Source organism: Carnobacterium sp. ISL-102, assembly GCF_018612935.1.
GTDB lineage: Bacteria > Bacillota > Bacilli > Lactobacillales > Carnobacteriaceae > Carnobacterium_B > Carnobacterium_B alterfunditum.
This window is the reverse complement of sequence record NZ_JAGGRF010000051.1, coordinates 1-1,596: the sequence shown is the minus strand read 5'-3', so window position 1 is coordinate 1,596 and position 1,596 is coordinate 1. Positions and strand designations below refer to the sequence as shown.

General features: G+C 45.6%; 12 tRNA genes and 1 rRNA gene. All 13 read right to left on the bottom strand.

Annotated features, from left to right (window positions below):
* Positions 1 to 123: 123 nt before the first annotated feature.
* Positions 124 to 207: transfer RNA gene (locus tag J7E16_RS11090), tRNA-Leu, on the bottom strand.
* A 33-nt stretch (positions 208 to 240) separates the two neighbouring features.
* Positions 241 to 311 (bottom strand) — tRNA-Cys (locus tag J7E16_RS11085).
* Between the two features lie 32 nt (positions 312 to 343).
* Positions 344 to 415, bottom strand: a tRNA-Gln gene (locus J7E16_RS11080).
* A 14-nt stretch (positions 416 to 429) separates the two neighbouring features.
* Positions 430 to 502, bottom strand: a tRNA-His gene (locus tag J7E16_RS11075).
* A 36-nt stretch (positions 503 to 538) separates the two neighbouring features.
* A tRNA-Trp gene (locus J7E16_RS11070) sits at positions 539 to 612 on the bottom strand.
* 32 nt (positions 613 to 644) lie between these two features.
* Positions 645 to 725 (bottom strand) — tRNA-Tyr (locus J7E16_RS11065).
* A gap of 5 nt (positions 726 to 730) precedes the next feature.
* Positions 731 to 806 (bottom strand) — tRNA-Phe (locus tag J7E16_RS11060).
* A gap of 37 nt (positions 807 to 843) precedes the next feature.
* Positions 844 to 916, bottom strand: a tRNA-Asp gene (locus J7E16_RS11055).
* A 12-nt stretch (positions 917 to 928) separates the two neighbouring features.
* Positions 929 to 1,001: transfer RNA gene (locus J7E16_RS11050), tRNA-Val, on the bottom strand.
* A gap of 47 nt (positions 1,002 to 1,048) precedes the next feature.
* Positions 1,049 to 1,120, bottom strand: a tRNA-Glu gene (locus tag J7E16_RS11045).
* Positions 1,121 to 1,131: 11 nt separating this feature from the next.
* Positions 1,132 to 1,220 (bottom strand) — tRNA-Ser (locus J7E16_RS11040).
* A gap of 54 nt (positions 1,221 to 1,274) precedes the next feature.
* Positions 1,275 to 1,347: transfer RNA gene (locus J7E16_RS11035), tRNA-Asn, on the bottom strand.
* A 12-nt stretch (positions 1,348 to 1,359) separates the two neighbouring features.
* Positions 1,360 to 1,475: ribosomal RNA gene (gene rrf, locus J7E16_RS11030) — 5S ribosomal RNA — on the bottom strand.
* Positions 1,476 to 1,596 lie beyond the last annotated feature (121 nt).

Genomic DNA, 1,596 nt, shown 5'->3' with positions numbered 1-1,596 from the left:
CCTTTTATTCCAAAAGAAATTTTATTGTGAAGTATCTATCCACACCATTTGACGTAGAACCTTTAAATAAAATTCAACAAAAAAATACACCTAACGTTTTTAAAACGTTAGGTGTATTTAGTATACCGGCGGCCGGAATCGAACCGGCACGCCCTTGCGGGCACAGGATTTTGAGTCCAGCGCGTCTACCAGTTCCGCCACGCCGGCATATGGACTACTTTTTTCATCTTTTCAAAAATAAGGCGGTAACCGGATTTGAACCGGTGATGAAGGTTTTGCAGACCTCTGCCTTACCACTTGGCTATACCGCCATCTTTTTTAGTTGAATGAGTATTCAATTAAACTGGGCTAGCTGGATTCGAACCAACGCATGAGGGAGTCAAAGTCCCTTGCCTTACCGCTTGGCTATAGCCCATAAATAAAAAAAAAGGCGACTGATGGGGTTCGAACCCACGCATGCCGGAACCACAATCCGGTGTGTTAACCACTTCACCACAATCGCCATGGTAATTATTTGTTGCTTGTTTTTCTTTAAAAATGGCAGGGGTAGTAGGAATTGAACCCACACTGATGGTGTTGGAGACCATAGTTCTACCTTTAAACTATACCCCTATCTTAAAATAGGTCTTTCTTAAAAAAAACAATGGAGGGGGACAGATTCGAACTGTCGAACCCGAAGGAGCGGATTTACAGTCCGCCGCGTTTAGCCACTTCGCTACCCCTCCATAAATGGTGGCCTGGGACAGAATCGAACTGCCGACACCTTGAGCTTCAATCAAGTGCTCTACCAACTGAGCTACCAGGCCATTATAGAAATGGTTTTTAGTTTAGTTATTATACCAACGGTCTCGACGGGAATCGAACCCGCGATCTTCTGCGTGACAGGCAGACATGTTAACCCCTACACCACGAGACCTTGTTAAACTAATGGAGGTTGACGGGCTCGAACCGCCGACCCTCTGCTTGTAAGGCAGATGCTCTCCCAACTGAGCTAAACCTCCAGGTAAAAATGTACTTCTTTTCCTAATCTCAGTAACGTCGCTACTGATGACCCGTACGGGAATCGAACCCGTGATACCGCCGTGAAAGGGCGGTGTCTTAACCGCTTGACCAACGGGTCAGTGTTTTAAACGGAGAGTAAGGGATTCGAACCCTTGAGACAGCGTTCACCGCCTACATGATTTCCAATCATGCTCCTTCGGCCACTCGGACAACTCTCCAGATGGGGTTCACCAAACGAATCTCGTTTATATTTACATAGATCGACTATGGTACTCCACAAGTAGGGCTCGAACCTACGACATCATGATTAACAGTCATGCGCTCTACCAGCTGAGCTATTGCGGAATAATTGAATCTGCGTGGCAACGTCCTACTCTCACAAAGGGAAACCCTTCACTACCATCGGCGCTAAGAAGCTTAACTTCTGTGTTCGGCATGGGAACAGGTGTGACCTTCTTGCCATCATCACCACACAATTTCAATCAAGAGAACATTATTCTCTCAAAACTGGATAAGTTAAAAATCGTTTTCGTTCATTGACCGTCTATCACCGTTTAAATCTTTGGTTAAGTCCTCGACCGATTAGTATTGGTC